Annotated in this window: 14 protein-coding genes; 9 read left to right on the plus strand and 5 right to left on the minus strand. The window is 66.0% G+C overall.

Annotated features, from left to right (window positions below; genetic code table 11):
- Positions 1–239: 239 nt before the first annotated feature.
- From sppA to NR187_RS21995, 9 genes are all read left to right on the plus strand, one after another.
- Positions 240–1,220 carry a signal peptide peptidase SppA gene (gene sppA, locus NR187_RS21955; protein WP_211383862.1) on the plus strand — a complete coding sequence of 327 codons (981 nt, stop codon included), beginning with the start codon at positions 240–242 and terminating at the stop codon, positions 1,218–1,220.
- A 172-nt stretch (positions 1,221–1,392) separates the two neighbouring features.
- Positions 1,393–1,698: an integration host factor subunit beta gene (locus NR187_RS21960; RefSeq protein ID WP_007598410.1), complete on the plus strand. Its 306-nt coding sequence runs from the start codon at positions 1,393–1,395 to the stop codon at positions 1,696–1,698.
- 70 nt (positions 1,699–1,768) lie between these two features.
- Positions 1,769–2,161: a lipopolysaccharide assembly protein LapA domain-containing protein gene (locus tag NR187_RS21965; RefSeq protein WP_211383863.1), complete on the plus strand. Its 393-nt coding sequence runs from the start codon at positions 1,769–1,771 to the stop codon at positions 2,159–2,161.
- Between the two features lie 81 nt (positions 2,162–2,242).
- Positions 2,243–2,902 carry a phosphoribosylanthranilate isomerase gene (locus NR187_RS21970; protein ID WP_211383864.1) on the plus strand — a complete coding sequence of 220 codons (660 nt, stop codon included), beginning with the start codon at positions 2,243–2,245 and terminating at the stop codon, positions 2,900–2,902.
- Positions 2,899–4,116 (plus strand): tryptophan synthase subunit beta, encoded by a 1,218-nt coding sequence (gene trpB, locus NR187_RS21975; protein WP_211383865.1) that lies wholly within the window; start codon positions 2,899–2,901, stop codon positions 4,114–4,116. Before NR187_RS21970 ends, trpB begins: the two co-directional genes overlap by 4 nt.
- Positions 4,113–4,949: a tryptophan synthase subunit alpha gene (gene trpA / locus NR187_RS21980; protein WP_211383866.1), complete on the plus strand. Its 837-nt coding sequence runs from the start codon at positions 4,113–4,115 to the stop codon at positions 4,947–4,949. Before trpB ends, trpA begins: the two co-directional genes overlap by 4 nt.
- A gap of 112 nt (positions 4,950–5,061) precedes the next feature.
- Complete coding sequence (gene accD, locus NR187_RS21985) at positions 5,062–6,003, plus strand: acetyl-CoA carboxylase, carboxyltransferase subunit beta (RefSeq protein ID WP_211383867.1); 942 nt, start codon at positions 5,062–5,064, stop codon at positions 6,001–6,003.
- Complete coding sequence (locus tag NR187_RS21990; protein WP_256807579.1) at positions 6,000–7,343, plus strand: folylpolyglutamate synthase/dihydrofolate synthase family protein; 1,344 nt, start codon at positions 6,000–6,002, stop codon at positions 7,341–7,343. Before accD ends, NR187_RS21990 begins: the two co-directional genes overlap by 4 nt.
- 37 nt (positions 7,344–7,380) lie before the next feature.
- A complete protein-coding gene (locus NR187_RS21995) occupies positions 7,381–8,124 on the plus strand; it encodes a metallophosphoesterase (protein WP_211383869.1) in 744 nt (247 codons plus the stop codon).
- 62 nt (positions 8,125–8,186) lie between these two features.
- On the opposite strand, the gene trxA is transcribed toward NR187_RS21995, so the two are convergent.
- The 5 genes from trxA to NR187_RS22020 form a co-directional block, all read right to left on the minus strand.
- Entirely contained in the window at positions 8,187–8,507 is a 321-nt protein-coding gene (gene trxA / locus NR187_RS22000) for a thioredoxin (protein WP_007598398.1), read from the minus strand.
- Positions 8,508–8,574: 67 nt separating this feature from the next.
- On the minus strand, positions 8,575–12,084 hold the full coding sequence (addA, locus tag NR187_RS22005; protein WP_256807580.1) for a double-strand break repair helicase AddA: 3,510 nt from the start codon (positions 12,082–12,084) through the stop codon (positions 8,575–8,577).
- Positions 12,078–15,224, minus strand: coding sequence for a double-strand break repair protein AddB (addB, locus tag NR187_RS22010; protein ID WP_256807581.1), 3,147 nt, complete (start codon positions 15,222–15,224; stop codon positions 12,078–12,080). Before addB ends, addA begins: the two co-directional genes overlap by 7 nt.
- A gap of 252 nt (positions 15,225–15,476) precedes the next feature.
- Complete coding sequence (locus tag NR187_RS22015) at positions 15,477–16,199, minus strand: nucleotidyltransferase family protein (protein ID WP_211383872.1); 723 nt, start codon at positions 16,197–16,199, stop codon at positions 15,477–15,479.
- Between the two features lie 124 nt (positions 16,200–16,323).
- Entirely contained in the window at positions 16,324–16,641 is a 318-nt protein-coding gene (locus tag NR187_RS22020; RefSeq protein WP_256807582.1) for a PilZ domain-containing protein, read from the minus strand.
- Positions 16,642–16,652: the final 11 nt, after the last annotated feature.

The raw sequence follows: 16,652 nt of genomic DNA on the forward strand, positions 1-16,652 counted from the left end.
GAGACGCAAGTTTCGCTGTCATCAAAGCCCCGGCGCGAGCCGGGGCTTTTTTGTTGGTATGGTCGTCCCGGCCTTCGCCGGGACGACGAGGAGTGTGTGGCAACGTCCCGGTCCTTCGGGGAAGTCGGCCATCGGGCCTTGTTTTCTACAAATTGGGCCGCAATTGATGTATCCAGATAAGCCAATGGTCACGCTGTGACGGCACAACGCGCGTGGTCTTTCATTTTGGAGATATTCCGATGTCGCTCGATTCGGACATCATCGTCGACCGCCGCAGGATCCGCCGCAAGCTGACGTTCTGGCGCGTGGTGGCCGCGCTGATCGCGATCGCGGCGATCGCGGGCTTCGCGCTGATCGCGACACCCGGTGCGCGCGGCACGTTCGCATCCGCCGGCTCGATCGCGCGGGTCCAGATCGAAGGCCTGATCCGCAGCGATTCCGATCGCACCCAGGCGCTGGAGCGGCTGGAGAATTCCCAGGCCGCCGCCGTCGTCGTCCATATCAACTCGCCGGGCGGCACCACCGCCGGCTCCGAGCAGCTCTACGATTCGCTGGTACGGCTGAAAGCGAAGAAGCCGCTCGTCGTCGTGGTCGAGGGCCTCGCCGCCTCCGGCGGCTACATCACGGCGATCGCCAGCGACCACATCGTCGCCCAGCAGAGCTCGCTGGTCGGCTCGATCGGCGTGCTGTTCCAGTTTCCCAACGTCTCCGAGCTCTTGAAGACCGTCGGCGTCAAGGTCGAGGAGGTGAAGTCGTCACCGCTGAAGGCCGCGCCCAACGGTTTCGAGCCGACCAGCCCCGAGGCACGGGCCGCGCTCGATGCGCTGGTGAAGGACTCCTACGCCTGGTTCAAGGGATTGGTGAAGGAACGGCGTGGCATGGATGACACGCTGCTCGAGAAAGTGGCCGATGGCCGCGTCTTCACCGGACGCCAGGCGATCGATCTCAAGCTGATCGACCAGATCGGCGACGAGAAGACCGCAGTGGCCTGGCTGGTCGAGCAGAAGGGCGTCAAGAAGGGTCTCTCCGTGCGCGATTACAAGCTCCAGCCGCGCTTCGGCGATCTGCCGTTCCTCAAGGCGGCCGCCGCCGTAACGCTGGAAGCGCTGGGTTTGGGCTCGATTGCGCATCAAATCGGGCAAACCGGCGTCGCACAGGCGGTCGATCGGCTCGGAATGGATGGAATGCTGGCCCTGTGGCAGCCGGCGGCGTCGAACTGACGGTACCAGAGCGAGCCGTCGAGGTTTTTCCCGTCTGACGCGTGCCGGGCCAGCCCGCTTTTTCGGCATTTGTCACGCATTTTCACGACGCTCAACCTTGATTTAGCGTCTTGACAGATCAAGGTATTTTCACGGAAATGGTCATCCGCACGCTCCCGGGTCCTATCTCTCGATGATCAAATCCGAACTTGTTCAGCGTATCGCCGAGCACAACCCGCATCTGTACCAGCGGGATGTCGAGAACATTGTGAACGCGATTCTCGAAGAGATCGTAGCGGCACTCGCGCGCGGTGACCGCGTCGAGTTGCGTGGCTTCGGTGCCTTCTCGGTCAAGCATCGCCCTGCACGCGCCGGGCGTAATCCGCGGACCGGCGCTCATGTGCCTGTCGACCAGAAGAGCGTTCCGTTCTTCAAGACCGGCAAGGAAATGCGCGAACGGCTGAATCGCGACCATCCGGATCCAGGCGCGCCAGACTGAGGCCGGCGTCGGAGTTTCCCGCGGTCGCGACGGTGCGGCCCGAAGCTTGATTCAAGGCGAGCGAAGCGAGATGCGAAAGTTTCTGACCGCGCTGATCGTGATTCCGCTGGGCCTGGTCCTGGTGACTTTCGCCGTCGCCAACCGGCATTTCGTCACGGTCTCATTCGATCCCTTCGTGTCCGACGACCCGTCTTTCTCGGTCACGCTGCCGCTGTTCCTGCTCCTGATCCTGGTGGCCGCCGTCGGTGTCCTGGCGGGCGGTTGTGCCGTCTGGTTCGGCCAGCGGCACTGGCGCCGTGCGGCGCGCCGGAACGATGCGGATGCACGGGCTGCCAGAACCGAATTGGCCGGTCTGCGGGCCCAGGCGGCCGCGGCAAGGCCCGAGCCCCAGCGTCTCCCCGTTCCCTCCGGGGTGGGCCTTTACGGGCCCGTCGGGCGAGACAAGCAGCGCGCGACGTTGTAGAAGCGGCCGCAACCGAAAACCCCGGTTTTCGGCCGCAGACCCGCGGCCTCCCTTTGCTTTGAGCCCATATCCCTCGAGAACATGTCCCTGCTCGTCAAAATCTGCGGCCTGTCCACGCCCGAGACGCTCGAAACAGCGCTCGACGGCGGTGCCGACATGGTGGGGTTCGTGTTCTTTCCGCCGTCGCCGCGGCATCTGTCGCTGGAACTCGGCCGTGACCTCGGCCGCCAGGTGAAGCGGCGCGCGCTCAAGGTCGCGCTGACCGTCGATGCCGACGACACGAGGCTCGACAACATCATGGATGCGCTATCGCCGGACATTTTCCAGCTCCACGGCAAGGAAAGCGTCGCACGGTTGCGCGACATCAAGCAGAAATTCGGCCGCCCGGTGATGAAGGCGCTGCCGGTCGAGACATCAGCCGATCTCGCCGTGCTACCAGGCTACGCTGCGGTTGCTGACCGCATCTTGTTCGACGCGAGGCCGCCGAAGGACGCGACTCGGCCGGGCGGGCTCGGCACAGCCTTCGATTGGCACCTGCTCGAAAACCTCGAGCTCAAACTGCCGTATATGGTTTCGGGCGGTCTGCATGCGGAGAACGTCGCCGAAGCCGTTCGCGTCACCCGCGCAGGCGGCGTCGATATCTCCTCCGGTGTCGAGAGCGCTCCCGGTGTGAAGGATCCGGAGATGATCAAAGCCTTCATTCGCGCCGCGCGCGCCACCCAAGAGTTGAGCGTCCGATGAACATCGCCAAACCCAATTCCTACCGCAGCGGCCCTGACGAGCGCGGTCATTTCGGCATTTTCGGCGGACGCTTCGTCGCCGAAACCCTGATGCCGCTGATCCTCGATCTGGAAAAGGCCTATACCGAGGCCAAGGCCGATCCGGCGTTCCAGGCCGAGATGAACGGCTATCTCAAGAACTATGTCGGCCGGCCTTCGCCGCTCTACTTCGCCGAGCGCCTGACCGAGCATCTCGGCGGCGCGAAAATCTACCTCAAGCGCGAAGAGCTCAACCACACCGGCTCGCACAAGGTGAACAACGTGCTCGGCCAGATCATGCTGGCGCGACGCATGGGCAAGAAGCGCATCATCGCCGAGACCGGCGCCGGCCAGCACGGTGTTGCCACCGCGACGCTGTGCGCGCGCTTCGGCCTCGACTGCGTGGTCTATATGGGCGCTGTCGACGTCGAGCGGCAGCAGCCCAACGTCATCCGCATGGAGATGCTGGGTGCAAAGGTGGTCCCGGTGCAGTCGGGCACACGCACGCTGAAGGACGCCATGAACGAGGCGCTGCGCGACTGGGTCACCAACGTGCACGACACCTTCTATTGCATCGGCACGGTCGCGGGCCCGCACCCCTATCCGATGCTGGTGCGCGACTTCCAGTCGATCATCGGCAACGAGACCAAGGTGCAGATGCAGGAGGTCGAAGGCCGGCTGCCGGATTCGCTGGTCGCCTGCATCGGCGGCGGCTCGAATGCGATGGGACTGTTCCATCCGTTCCTTGACGATTCCACCGTCGAGATTTTCGGCGTCGAGGCAGCGGGCCACGGGCTGACGCAACTGCATGCGGCGTCGATCGCGGGCGGCCGTCCCGGCGTGCTCCACGGCAACCGCACTTATCTCCTGATGGATGCCGACGGCCAGATCCAGGACGCGCATTCGATCTCGGCCGGCCTCGACTATCCCGGCATCGGCCCCGAGCATTCCTGGCTGCACGAGATCGGCCGCGTGAACTATCTCTCTGCGACCGATGACGAGGCGCTGGCTGCCTTCCAGCTGCTGTCGAAGCTGGAAGGCATCATTCCCGCGCTCGAGCCCGCGCATGCCATCGCCAAGGTGATGGAGCTCGCGCCGAAGCGGCCAAGGGATCACCTGATGGTCGTCAACCTCTCCGGCCGCGGCGACAAGGACGTCCCGCAGGTCGGCGACATCCTGAGGGGCAAGAGCAAGTGACCACGCGTATCGATACCCGTTTCGCCGAGCTGAAGAAGCAGGGCCGCGCGGCCTTCGTTACCTATGTGATGGCCGGCGATCCCGATCCGGCGACATCGCTCGAGATCGTCAAGGCGCTCTCGAAATCAGGCTCCGACGTCATCGAGCTTGGCATTCCCTTCACCGATCCGATGGCGGATGGTCCGTCGATCCAGGCCGCCGGGCTCCGTGCGCTCAAGGTCGGCATGACGCTGAAGAAGACGCTCGATCTCGTGCGCGGCTTCCGCAAGGACGACAACGTCACGCCGCTGGTGCTGATGGGCTATTACAATCCGATCTACATTTACGGCGTCGACAAGTTTTTGGCTGATGCCAAGACGGCCGGCGTTGACGGCCTGATCATCGTCGATTTGCCGCCGGAGGAAGACGACGAGCTCTGCATTCCCGCGCTGAAGGCGGGCCTGAACTTCATTCGCTTGGCGACCCCGACCACCGACGACAAGCGCCTGCCCGCGGTGCTCGCGAACACGTCAGGCTTTGTCTATTACGTCTCTATCGCCGGCATCACCGGTGCAGCGGCGGCGGATGCGAATGCCGTCGGTGAAGCTGTCGCGCGCATCAAGCGGCATACCAAGCTGCCGATCTGCGTTGGTTTTGGCATCCGCACGCCGGAGGCGGCGCGCGCCATTGCCGAGAAGGCCGATGGTTCGGTGGTCGGCACCGCGCTGGTCGATGCGCTCAAGAACAGCCTCGATTCGGAAGGGCGGGCGACCGCCAAGACCGTTAACGCCGTCGCCGAATTGACGGCGGCGCTGGCCCAGGGCGTCAAGGGCGCGCAACAGGCGGCGGAATAGGCCATAATTTCGCTTTTGGGGCGGCTGACACGGCGGGTTGCCGGGCCGAGGTCCGGCCGCCATATATCCCTTCAGGCGATCCCCTGCGCGGGGTCGCACATCGGAGCAAACCATGAACTGGCTTACCAATGTGGTCCGGCCGAAGATCCGCAACATGCTGCGGCGGGAGACGCCGGAGAATCTCTGGATCAAATGCCCGGATTCCGGACAGCTCGTGTTCTACAAGGACGTCGAGGCCAACCAGTTCGTCATCCCCGGCTCGAACTACCACATGCGCATGGGCGCGGTGGCGCGCCTGAAGTCGATCTTCGACAACGAGACCTGGTACGACGTTGCGCTGCCCGACGTCACGCCCGATCCGCTCAAATTCCGCGACGAGAAGAAGTATGTCGACCGCATCAAGGATGCCCGCGCGCGGACCAATCTGAACGACGCGATCAAGGTCGGCTATGGCAGGCTCGAAGGTGCCGCCGTCGTCGTCGCCGTGCAGGATTTCGATTTCATGGGCGGCTCGCTCGGCATGGCCGCGGGCGAAGCCATCGTGCGCGGGCTGGAGCTCGCGGTCGAGAAGAAATCGCCCTTCATCGTGTTCGCCGCGAGCGGCGGCGCGCGCATGCAGGAAGGCATTTTGTCGCTGATGCAGATGCCGCGCACCACCGTTGCGGTGCAAATGCTGCGTGAAGCAAAACAGCCCTACATCGTCGTGCTGACCAACCCCACCACCGGCGGCGTCACCGCGTCCTACGCGATGCTCGGCGACGTGCAGATCGCCGAGCCCGGTGCGCTGATCGGCTTTGCCGGCGCGCGCGTGATCGAGCAGACCATTCGCGAAAAGCTCCCCGAGGGTTTCCAGCGCGCCGAATATTTGAAGGAGCACGGCATGGTCGACATGGTCGTGCATCGCCACGAGCTGCGTCCGACCCTGGCGCGGCTCTGCCGCCTGCTGACCAAGGCGCCGGCACAGGAGACCGCATCGAAATCGGTGCAGCCAGTCGTCAGCCCGGCGCAGATCGTATCGGCGGCCGAGACGGCGCCGGCCGTGCCGCACGCGTGAACGCATCCTCTGACAGCGCAAAGCCGCCGCTCGGCGAATTGATCGGGCGGCTGTCGGCCCTGCATCAGAAGCGGATCGATCTCGGGCTGGAGCGGATGCACCGCCTGCTCGAGCGGCTCGGTCATCCCGAACGAAAGCTGCCCCCGGTGATCCATATCGCGGGCACCAACGGCAAGGGCTCGACCGTTGCCTATCTGCGCGCGACGCTGGAGGCAGCCAGCCTGCGTGTCCACGCCTACACCTCGCCCTATCTCGTCCGCATCAACGAATGCTTCCGGCTCGGCCGCGCCGGCGGCGGCGTGCTGGTCGGCGATGACGAGCTGCGCGCGGCGCTGGAAGAGGTCGAGCGTGTCAATGCGGGTGAGCCTGCGACCGTGTTCGAGCTCAAGACGGCCGCGGCGTTTCATCTGTTCGCGCAGAACCCGGCTGATGTCGTGTTGCTCGAGGTCGGCCTCGGCGGGCGGCTGGATTCGACCAATGTGATCGAGACGCCGGCGGCCTGCGTGATCACGCCGATCAGCATGGATCACATGGACTTTCTCGGTGACACCTTGACGTCGATTGCCGGCGAGAAGGCCGCGATCATCAAGCGCGGCGTGCCGGTGGTTTGTGCCGAGCAGTCGGGCGAGGCGATGGCCGTGATCGAGGCGCAGGCCAAGCGCATGCGCGCGCCGCTGTTTGCGGCGAACGAAAGCTGGCACGTCAATGTCGAGCATGGGCGCCTGGTCTATTCCGACGATCGCGGCTTGATGGATCTCACGGCGCCGCGCCTGTTCGGCCGCCACCAGTTCGACAATGCGGGTCTGGCGATCGCGACGCTGCGTGCCATCCCGAATTTCAAGATCAATCAGGCGGCGTTCGAGGCCGGCATCGTCGGTGCGGAATGGCCGGCGCGGATGCAGCGCATCACGTCGGGCGAGTTGCTCGCTCTCGGCCCACAGGGGTCCGAGATCTGGCTCGACGGAGGGCACAATGCCGAAGGTGGCCGCGTTGCGGCGGCCGCGCTCGGCGATCTCGAGGAGCGGGTGTCGCGGCCGCTGGTGGTGATCGCCGGCATGATGGCCAACAAGGACGCGCGGGGCTTTCTCGCCAATTTCGCCGGCCTGACCCGTCACATCATTGCGGTGCCGATCCCCGACACCGAGAACGCGATGCCGGTCGACCGTGTCACGGATGCCGCGCGCAGCCTCGGCATGCGCGTCGAGATTGCGCCCGGCATCGAGGCCGCGCTGCACGCCCTGGCCAAGCTCGCCTACGAGGTGCCGCCGCGCATCCTGATCACCGGCTCGCTCTATCTCGCCGGCCACGTGCTCGCCATCAACGGCACGCCTCCTGCATAGAAAGTCTCGTGTCCTGGATACGAGCTTGGGAATGCCAATGCGTTTTGCTGCGATTGCCGACGTGCACGGAAACTACCTGGCGCTGGAGGCGGTGCTCGCCGACATCCGCGTCCAGGGCATCGCCGACATCGTCAATCTTGGCGACATGCTGAGCGGCCCGCTCGATGCACGTCGGACCGTCGAGATCCTGATGAAGCTCGATGCCGTGCACGTGCTCGGCAATCACGACCGCTATCTGCTCGACCGTCCTCCGGAGAAGATGGGCTCGTGGGATCGTCCTGCTCACGCCCAGCTCAACGAAGCGCAGCTCGACTGGCTGCGCGCGCAGCCGATGACGCGGGTGTTTCGCGACCAGGTGTTCCTGTGCCACGCGACGCCCGGGAACGACGAGATCTACTGGCTCGATACCGTGCATCCCGACGGCACGGTCGCGCTATCCCCGCTCGACCGGATCGAGCAATTCGCGCAAGGCATCTCGCAATCGCTGATCCTGTGCGCCCACACCCATCTCGCCCGCGCCGTGCGGCTTCACGACGGCCGGCTGATCGTCAATCCAGGCAGCGTCGGCAGCCCCGGCTATCGCGACAAGCATCCGTTCCCGCATGTGGTGGAGGCCGGTACGCCGCATGCGCGTTATGCGATCCTCGAACTGGCGGACGGTGTCTGGCAGGTCACTTTCCGCAACATCGCCTATGATCACGAAACGATGGCCGCGCTCGCACGTCGCAATAACCAGCCGGAGCTGGCGAACGCGCTGGCGACGGGGTGGATCAAATCGTGAAAAAACAAAACGGCCGGCGTATCGCCGGCCGTTGCAGAATTCTCAGTTACTTGCGACGCGGATCAGACCGCCGACGTGATCCACTGCTGCAGCTTCGCCTTCGGCGCCGCGCCGACCTGGCGGGAGGCCATCTCGCCGCCCTTGAAGATCATCAGGGTCGGGATCGACATCACGCCATACTTCGACGCCGTCTTCGGGCTCTCGTCGACGTTGAGCTTCACGATCTTGACCTTGTCGCCCATCGCGCCGGCGATCTCGTCGAGGGCGGGCGCGATCATGCGGCAGGGGCCGCACCACTCGGCCCAGAAATCAACGACGACAGGGCCGTTCGCCTTGAGCACTTCGGCTTCGAAATCGGTGTCAGAAACCTTGCCAACGGCCATGGGAGTACCTCACTCGGTTGAAAGAATCGGCGCGACCTGGAATCGCGCCAAGGATCATGGCGTCAACCTATGAACGGCCCCTTGCCGGGTCAAGGATGCTCACGTCGACATGAAGGGATGCCAGCGCCGCGTCCAGCGCGGGAGCCGAAATCTCCATATATTCAAGGGCCTCGGTCCAGAGCAGGACGGCTCGAACAGGCTTTTGGGGATAAAGCCGGGCCAGCACCGCCCGGTACAGCGCAAGCTGCCGGACATAGGCCGCTGGCGCCTCGGTTGCACTCCTGGGCGCCGCCTGGTTGGTTTTGAAATCGACGATCAAAACCTCGTCTGGACGAACGACCAGCCGGTCGATCTGCCCCGACACCAGCGCCGGGCTGCGGCCCGGCCGCTCCAGCCTGCCGACGATGGAGACCTCCGCCCGGCTGCCGGCGGCGAAGACCGGCGCAAACCGCGGTTCGGTGATCAGGGCCAGCACCTTGTCGGCCAGTGCAACACGGTCGGTCTCGGCCCAGTCCGAGGCGTTGCGGGCCATGAAGCCGAGCGCGGCCTCGCGCCGGCGCTCGGTGGCGATGTCGGGCAGGGATTGCAGCAGCCGGTGCACCAGCGTGCCGCGTTGCAGTGCGAGCGAACGGGACTGCACTGATTCGCCGGTCCGCACCGCGCGGCCTTCCTCGGCCGACTGGCCCGACGGGCGCACTGTATCGTCTTCAAGGGTCTCGCGAGCCGCCGGCATCCGCAGCCAGTCAGGCAGCGCAATCGTCTGGTCCACGAACGTGGCCGGCGTGCCTGATGCCTCGATATCCCCGGGCCGGGCAAATCGCGTCACCTTGCCGAGCGGCGTCTCGATGATCTGCTTGTCCAGGCCCGAGCCGGCGAGGCCGGTGTCGACCAGATCGTACCAGCTCAGCTTGCGCACCGTCTTCATATTGCCGGGCATGCAACCGCCGACGATCAGACGATCGGCCGCGCGCGTCATCGCGACGTAGAGCAGGCGGCGGTATTCGTCCTCGGTTTCTTCGATCATGGCTTTGCGCGCGTCGGCGACCGGTTTGGGATCGTCGGCCTTGCGGCCGGCCCAGACCACGACCTCGCCGCCATTGCCGCGCGGCACGTGGATCAGCCGGACCCGCTGCGAGTCCGCGGGCGACGATGTGGTGTCGACCATGAACACGACCGAGGCTTCCAGGCCCTTGGCGCCGTGCACCGTCATCACCCGCACCTCGTCGCGCGAGATCTCCATGTCGCGCTTCACCTCGGTGTCGGCCGAACGCAGCCAGGCCATGAAACCCTGCAGCGAGGCCGGCGCCTTGCGCTCGTAGTTCAGCGCGAGCTCGAGGAATTCGTCGAGCGCGTCGTTGGCCTCGTGACCGAGGCGGCGCAGGATGCGCGCCCGTCCGCCGTCGCCACCGAGCAGCCAGGCGTAGAAGGCGAACGGCGTTTCCTCGCGCACGCGTGCCTCGCAGGCCTCTAGCCGCCGCAGTGCCGCGGCGAACCTCTCGCTTGTGGCTGCATGCTCGCCAAGCGCGCGGCGCAGCGATCCCTTGCGATTCCAGGCGAGCATAAACAGGTCGTCGTCATCGAGCCCGAACAACGGGCTCTTCAGGGCCACCGCGAGCGCGAGATCGTCCTGCGGAAGCAGCAGCGCGTCGGCGAGGTTCATCAGGTCGATGATCGCGATGTGCTCGGTCAGCTTGAGCCGGTCGGCGCCGGCCACCGGAACGTTGGCGTGCTTCAGCGCCTGGATCACGGCATCGAACGCATTGCCGCGCCGGCGCACCAGGATCAGCATGTCGCCATAGCGCAGCGGCCGGCGCTCGCCCTCGTGCCCCGTCAGCGTGCCGCTCTCGACCAGCCGTTTGATCTCGATCTGGATGCGGCGGGCGAGCTTGACCTCGGGACTGGTGACGGCGACGCCGTCGAACGGCGCGCGCCAGCCCTCGATGTCCTGCCGGTCGTCGGCCTCCGCAAGGTCCCATAGCTCGATCACGCTGGGACCGGCGTCGGCGAGCGCATTGTGCAGGGGATGGCCGATCTCGGGCGAATGGATGCTCTTGTAGATCTCGGGTTCACGGAAGACGTGGTCGACAGAGTGCAGGATCGACGCACCCGAGCGGAACGAATAGGTGAAGGCGACCGGGTCGAACTTCAATCCGGCCGCGGTGAACTTGCGATTCAGCTCGCGCCTGCGTGCGTCGAATTCCCGGGGCTGCGCGCCCTGGAACGAGAAGATCGACTGCTTCTCGTCGCCGACGGCGAAGATCGTGCGGTTGAGCCCCTCGCGTGCGCCTTCGCCGGCCGTGAATTCCGAGATGATGTGCGCGACGATGTCCCATTGCCGCGGGCTGGTGTCCTGGGCCTCGTCGATCAGGACGTGATCGACGCCGCGGTCGAGCTTGTAATGCACCCAGCCCGACGAGACGCGGTCCAGCATCGCCAGCGTCTTGTCGATGAGGTCGTCATAGTCGAGCAGGCCGCGCTCCTGCTTCTCGCGGCGGTAGTTCGCGGCAGCCGCGGTCGCGATATGCAGCAGGGCCGCGGTGCGGTCGCGCATGGTCACCGCGCGGCGCGTCTCGATCAGTCCACCGAGGCGCTGCGCCTCGTTCTCGAACAGGCGGGCGACCGAAGGATTGTGATCGCCAAACTTCCTGGTCAGCACCGCCTTGCGCGGCAGCTTTTCGTCGGTGAGGAAAACACCGAGATAGGCATCGACCTGCGCCGCGCCGGAAAACGCCTTTGCCTCGCGAAGGCGGCTGGCCTGGTCATTGTCCGACTTGCTGCCGTCTTCCAGCGCAAAGGCAATGTCGTCCCAGCGGGATCGCGGCAGGAACGGACCGTCGAGAATTTCCGTCTCGACGTCCTCGATGCGGTCGTTCGCGTCCACGCCCAGCGCCGCCGCCATCTGCGCCGCGGCAGCTTCCGCGTTGCCGGCCTCGTCGGTCCAGGCCATGAAATGATCGCGGCTCAGGCAAGCCTCGCGCACGACCTCCTTGAAAGTCACGTCGGCGGCGCTCGCCATCGCGGTCAGCAGTGCGCGGCCGGTGATGCTCTCCGGATCGCGGGCGGCCTCCAGCAGCACCTTCAGATTGGCGCGCTCCATCATGTCGGTCTGGTCGCGCTCGTCGATCACGGCGAAGCGTGCCGGCACGTTGGCCTCGAACGGAAACTGCTGGAGCAGACGCGTGCACAGCGCGTGGATGGTCTGCACCTTCAGCCCGCCCGGCGTTTCCAGCGCACAGGCGAACAGCTTTCGTGCGTCGCGCCGCAGTTTTGTATTGGGATGCGGGATGCCGACGGCGCGGATCGCCGCGTCGAGTGCCGTGTCGTCCAGCGTGACCCAATGACCGAGTGTGGTGAACACGCGCTCGGCCATGTTGGCGGCAGCGGCCTTGGTGAAGGTGATGCAGAGGATCTTTTCCGGCGGCACGCCCGCCAGCAGCAGACGGATCACGCGCTGCACCAGCACGTGCGTCTTGCCCGAGCCGGCATTGGCCGACACGAAGGCCGACGAAGTCGGATCGGACGCGCGGGCCTGCCTGGCGCGCACTTCATCCGGGATGGGGCGCGGAGCCTTCACCATTCCTCGATCCCCAGGCCGCCGGCCGCCGACCATTCCTTGATGCGGGCGAGATCGTCATAGGTGCCGTAGCGGTTGGTCCACATCGGCAGGTTCAGCGAGGTGTATGGCTGATTCTCGTCCTCGAAGGCGCGGATCAGCGCCTCCAGCTTGGCCCTCGCTTCTGCGGCCGCGGTGTCCGGCGGCTGCGGCTCGTCGCCTTGCTTGAATTTGAGCTCGAGGATGCGCTCCTCGCCGGGCGGATTGTTGCCGCTGAGACGAACATAGACGAGCTGGCTCACCGAGGCGCCGGCGTCGATGTCGGGAAAGCCGCCCTCGCGCAGGATCGCGGCTTCCAGCGTGAGCTGCGGCGACAGGCCCATGCGGACCTGCTTGCCGGTCGGCGGCTGGCCGGTCTTGTAGTCGAGGATGGCGTAGCGGCCGCCCTGGCGCCGCTCGATGCGGTCGGCGCGGGCGGAGAGCTGGAAGCTGCGCTCGTTGTCGAGCCGGATCGAGATCTGGCCGCGGGTCTCGGCAGCGATCGCTTCGATGGTGCCGCGCCGCGCCGTCTCCCACTCGCCGAACCAGCGCGCGATGCGCTGGAAGCGCGGCCACCACAGCGCGCGCGCTTCGGGCCGCTCCATCAACGGCGCAAAATGCTTCTCCCCGATCGCGCGCAGCACGCCGGCGGGATCGTCGGGCAGATTCGTTGCATAGGTTTCGGTGAACTCGCCGAGCGCCTCGTGGATCGCCGAACCGCGGTCGGCGGCCGACAGCGGCATGTCGACCGGATCGAGCACGTCGAGCCGCAGGATGTGCTTGGCGTAGATCGTGTAGGGATCGCGCAGCCAGTCCTCGATCGCGGTGACGGACATTTTCAACGGCCGCGTGGCGCGCGGCGGCCGCGGCTCGGGCTGCTTGATCGGCGTGACCTCGGCGGGCTGATCCAGTGCGCTCGCAAACTGCACGTATTTTTCGCCGGCGCGAATGGCGGCCTTCCAGTGCGCGTCGCCCGCGACCGCCTCCAACCGGTGCAGGAAGCGCGAGGCCACCGCCGGCGCGCCGCCGGCCTTGGCGGAATGGGTGAGGATCACTTCATCTCCGCCGAGCAGCTGCGCAAAATCGTGTGCAGAGAGGCCGATACGGCGCTCCGGCAGATCGAGGCCGAGCTCGTGCCGCATCGGTCGGCTCAGCCAGGGATCGATGCGCGGCGCCGGCGGCCAGACGCCCTCGATCAGCCCGCCGACGATGACGCGGTCGGCCTGCATCAGGCGCGATTCCAGCGGGCCGTAGATTTGCAGGCGCGCGCCCGGTCTGTCCCGCCGCCGCACCGCGCGATCGCTGAACGCGGTCTGGAACACGTCGGGATAGTCGGGCAGCGGCACCATCAATCCGCTCGTCGTGCCGCCGCGCAGGAGATCGTCGAAGGCGCTCGCGAGTGCGAGGCCCTCGCGTTCCTCGAAAGCCAGCGGGATGCCCTGCTCGTCGCGCGACAGTTCGATCAGGATCTCGCGATGCCGGTGCGCGAGCTCGGCAAAGTCATACGGTTTCGACGACGCCAAGCTCTCCATCGGCGCCAAGGCTCGTCGCAAGGCATCGATCAGTGCCTGGACGCCGTCGAGATCCTCCGCCTTCAGACGCGCGCGCGGCTCCGCGCGGTGCAGGGCGGAAACCTCGCTGCGCCACAGCTTTGCCAACTCCTCGCGAAAACGATTGAACTCGCGCAGCAGCCCGGCCGTGCCCGCAGGCGGGCGCGTGCCGCGCAAGACCGCGAGCTCGAGGTCTTCGATCGCGGCCTTCCACGCGCCAGGTCGCCGTCCGAGCCGGCACAGCGGATGTTTCAGCATCGCCAGCAGCGTCGGCGGCTCCAATCCCCTGGTCGCCGCTTCCGATGCCAGACGCGCGAAAACGCCGGCAGAGGTTTCCATCAAAACGTCGCCGCCGGAATCGTCGAACGCGAGATCCCATCGGGTCAGCGCCGCCATCACCCGCCGCGCCAGCGCGCGATCCGGCGTGACCAAAGCCGCCGATTTATCGAGATGCCGCGCCTCGCGCATCGCGATGGCGATGGCGAGCGCTTCCATCTCGGGATTGGGCGCTTCGACCACAGCGAGATTGCTCATGCCGGCGGTGATCTTCGCGGCCACGTCCGGCTGCTTCAGCCGGTCGTGCCAGACTTCCGTCTTGGCCGAAGGCCGCATCGATTCGGACGCCAGGAGATCGCGACCGCCTTCCGCCGGTGGTTGGAGACTGTCGACGTCGCTGCGCTTGATGCCAAAACGATCCAGCAGCGCATGCATGGCGTATTGCGGATGGTTCGACGCCGGATGCTCGACGAATTTGCCGAGCGCATCGCGCACGCCGCCGATGGTCCGCCAGGCGTCGTCGTCGAGATCGGTGTCGAGGCCCGGCAGCACCACCGCCCCATGCGGCAGCGAAGCGACCGCGTGGAGGAATTTTGCGGTGGCCGGCATCGAGCCGGTCGAACCCGCGGCGATCACGGGTCCACGGGGATGCGCGGTCAGCCGTTTTGCTTCCGCCGCGATCAGGAGATCGCGCCGCGCGGCGGGCTCGATCCGGTTGATCTCGGCGAGGTGGCCGGGCCAGGCGATGTGCGCGATACGCAGGAATTCGAGCGAGTGCTGCCAGTAGCGATCGAGCAGGTCCGGCACCAGCCCATCGAGCGCGCTCCAGTCGACGCCGCGCGTGACCATATCGTCGATCAGGCGTGCGAGATCGGAAGCCAGCGCCAGCGTCGAGGCGGGCCCGCCGACCACCAGTGGCGACAGTACCGGACCCTTGGCCCAGGCCGCGACGAGTTGCGCCAGCGTCAGCCGCCGTTCGAGCTCGCCGAGCCGCGGCGGAATGTCGAGCGGCGTTGCGCCGGAAAACTGCTCGCCTTCATCGGCAAAGGCGAGTTCGTCCTCGTCGATGTCGCCGAGCGCGACGATGCGCGGCAGCACGACGGCGTCGGCCTTCATCTCGTCGAGGAAGATCTCGCGGACGACCCGCATGGCGCGCCTTGTCGGCAGGTACAGCGTAGCGTCCGCCAGTCGCGCCGGCTCCTTGCGTGCCTCGAAGCCGTCGACCAGCCGGCCGTCGAGCAGGCTCGAGACGACCGTGCGCAGGAACGGAACTGAGATGGGAACACTGAAAACGCGCATCGGCTGCCTGATTCGGGGATCAGGCGCCAATATAGGGGGGCGGACTCAAATGGATATGGGTGCGGGGAGATCTTCCCCGCTGTTCGCTGGGCTAGAACAGGTGCTGCAGGGTGGGCAAAGGCGCACTTGCGCCGTGCCCACCTTGTCTGCCGCGAGTTTCAGCTTGGTTGGTTGGCATGCTTCCGCCTTCGCTCTTCGAGCCACGGCGGACAAGTCGCTTTGCCCACCCTGCGGCACCGTGTTCGAGGCGACTTACGCCACGCTCTCCAGAAACGCCTCTTCCGCCGCGTGCACGGCGTCCGGCGTGCCGACATGCATCCAGACACCGTCGAGGCGGAGGCCGAACAGCCGCTCCTGCTCGCCCGCGCGGTCGAACATCTTCGTCAGCGAGAATTCGCCCTGCGGCGCGTCGGCGAAGATCGAGGGCGACATGATCGCGGCGCCCGCGTAGACGAACGGAACGACCTCTTTTTCCTTGCGCTTGCGCAAGGCACCGTCGGGCGTCATGCCGTAATCGCCGCGGCCGCTATAGCCGATGCTGGTCGTCGTCGGCGCCATCAAGAGCAGGATGTCCATCCGCGCAGGATCGAAGTTTTCGGCGAGCCGCGTCAGGTTCGGACGTACGCCGTCGATCCACAGCGTGTCGGAATTGACGTGGAAGAACGGTGCATCCCCGAGCAGCGGCAACGCCTTGACCACGCCGCCGCCGGTGCCGAGCACCTGATCGCGCTCATCCGAAATGGTGACGCGCGGGTGCTGGCGGGATGCGGTGTGATCGATGATCTGGTCCGGCAGATAATGCACGTTGACCACCGCCTCGGTCACGCCGGCCCGGCCGAGCTTGTCGAGCACATGATCGAGCAGCGGCTGGCCGGCCACCGGCACCATCGGCTTCGGCATCTTGTCCGTCAACGGACGCATGCGCAGCCCGAACCCTGCGGCGAGCACCATGGCTTTGGTCGGTTTGACGGACATCCTTCGCTTTCTCAAGCCTGCTGATTTCGCGTTCGCAGCAATCCTAACACGAGGTTGGACCGGCCGCACCGCGTCTTAACCGCCTTAGCCAGCTGCGGTGACGGTTGTGCGACGGGTGTTGCCGTCACGCCCCGACGGCTGTGGACCGCGCCTTTTTCTTCCTGTCACCGAGCTTGAGGAAATTGACGCCGATCTGGTCGCCATTGACCCAAGCCAGTTCGCAACGCCGATACGCAAGTCCGGTGGACGACAACAGCAGAAAGAATTCCTTCAGATGCAGGCCCTCGACCGAGCCGTCGATGGTCAGCTTGGCGCCGCTATCGGAAACATCCTCCATGGTGCAGTCGCGCCGCCAGGTGCCGTCGATCCCCATCATCTGGGCCGCGATCCCGCGCTCGAAAACAACCCGGCTGTTGCCGCGCTGGTCCGTCTTCACCGCCATCTGCCCTGCTC

It is taken from the genome of Bradyrhizobium sp. Bra64, from assembly GCF_024519875.1.
GTDB classification, from domain to species: Bacteria; Pseudomonadota; Alphaproteobacteria; order Rhizobiales; family Xanthobacteraceae; genus Bradyrhizobium; species Bradyrhizobium japonicum_G.